The sequence below is a fragment of the Mesorhizobium sp. M7A.F.Ca.CA.004.12.1.1 genome, from assembly GCF_003997835.1.
GTDB lineage: Bacteria > Pseudomonadota > Alphaproteobacteria > Rhizobiales > Rhizobiaceae > Mesorhizobium.
Genome location: NZ_RZRK01001382.1, coordinates 1 through 746 on the forward strand (window position 1 = coordinate 1; position 746 = coordinate 746).

The 746-nt window shown below is 64.1% G+C and carries 1 protein-coding gene; it reads right to left on the minus strand.

Features of this window, described 5'->3' with window-relative positions; genetic code table 11:
- Nucleotides 1–2: 2 nt before the first annotated feature.
- The coding region (locus EN984_RS36530) for an ABC transporter permease (protein WP_164766014.1) at nt 3–746 on the minus strand (744 nt) is incomplete at its 5' end.

A 746-nucleotide genomic window follows, 5' to 3' on the forward strand; every position in this document is an offset into this window, starting at 1 on the left:
TCTCAGGCCCGCTCGATCTTCAGCCAGCGCGCGCAGGCGAGGTAGGCTGATGTGACCACCGCCATCAGGATAATCGACAGCGCCGAGGCCAGCGGGAAATCGCCGCGCCGGCCGATCTGCATCATCACCAGTTGCGGCATCAGCAGCTCGTTGTTGCCGCCCAGGATCTGCGGCGTGATGTAATCGCCGATGCACAGCACGAAGGTCAGGAAGGCGCCGACCATGATGCCGGGCAAGGTCAGCGGCAGCACGATATGCAGGAAGGTGCGCACCGGCCCGGCGCCGAGATCGGCGGCCGCCTTGCGGTAGCTCGGGCTCAACTGCTTGAGGTTGGCAAAGATGGTCAGCGTCAACAGCATGACGAAGAAATGCACGAAGCCGGTGACGGTGGCGAAACGCGTGTTGGCGAGTTGCAGCGGCTCGCTGATCAGGCCAGAGCCGGTCAGCGCCCGGTTGACGACGCCGTTCTGCGCCAGCACCAGCAGCCAGGAATAGGAGCGCACGACATAGGATGTCCAGAACGGCAGCACCGCCAGCATCAGCGCCAGCCGCTGCCAGCGTTCCGGCACCTGTTCGGCGAGGATCCAGGCAAAGGGATAGGCGAGCAGCACCGAGACCACGGTGACGATCGCGGTGACCTGCAGTGAGTTCACCATCGCCTGCCAGTAGGAAGGGTTGGTGAAGAACTGGCTGTAATTGGACAGCGTGAAGCCGCCGCCCTCATGCGCCGTCAGGCTGGAAAGCCC